Origin of the sequence: Vibrio sp. 10N.261.52.A1 (assembly GCF_002876325.1) — a bacterium.
Taxonomy (GTDB): Bacteria; Pseudomonadota; Gammaproteobacteria; order Enterobacterales; family Vibrionaceae; genus Vibrio; species Vibrio chagasii.
Genome location: NZ_MCYD01000063.1, coordinates 1 through 575, shown reverse-complemented (window position 1 = coordinate 575; position 575 = coordinate 1). Strand labels below are relative to the sequence as shown.

General features: G+C 38.8%; 2 protein-coding genes. Both read left to right on the top strand.

All coding sequences use genetic code 11. From position 1 onward, the window contains the following. A partial coding sequence (locus BCT81_RS00940; protein WP_102423002.1) for a hypothetical protein occupies positions 1-285 on the top strand: 285 nt, incomplete at its 5' end. 1 nt (position 286) lies between these two features. After that, a partial coding sequence (locus BCT81_RS00935; protein WP_198596814.1) for a F0F1 ATP synthase subunit A occupies positions 287-575 on the top strand: 289 nt, incomplete at its 3' end.

The following is a 575-nucleotide window of genomic DNA, read 5'->3' as shown; positions in this document are numbered from 1 at the left end:
GATATGGAATCATCAGCTTTGGGTATTGTTATTGCGATGCTACCTCCGCTGTTTGGTTTTATATATGCAAGCCTAAAGGTGCGCAAGAACCCTAATTATAGTTTACGTGACTTAATGCAAATGAGTCGTGTCGTGAAAATAACTTATACGTTCTTAATGTTTATCTTGGCATTCCAGTTTTTCAAATTGGATAACCCAGTAATATTGTACGCATATATTCTCACGATGGTTGGGTACTTCTTAACACCATTTATTACTGCCTCTACAAGATCGGAGTACGTGTAGTATGGATCAAGTAACTACCGCTCACGAATACATAGAGCATCACTTAACCTTCTTAACTACAGGTGATGGTTTCTGGGCGTTCAACATCGACTCGATGTTGGTATCTTGGATTACGGGTTTACTGTTTATTGGAGCTTTTCGATACGTAGTGACCAAGGGCACCAGCGGTGTTCCAGGTCGATTTCAATGTTTTATCGAGCTGATATTTGATTTTGTAAACAACCTAGTAAAAGAGATTTTTCAAGCGGAGGATAAATTAATAGGACCACTGGCATTAACCACTTTTGTTT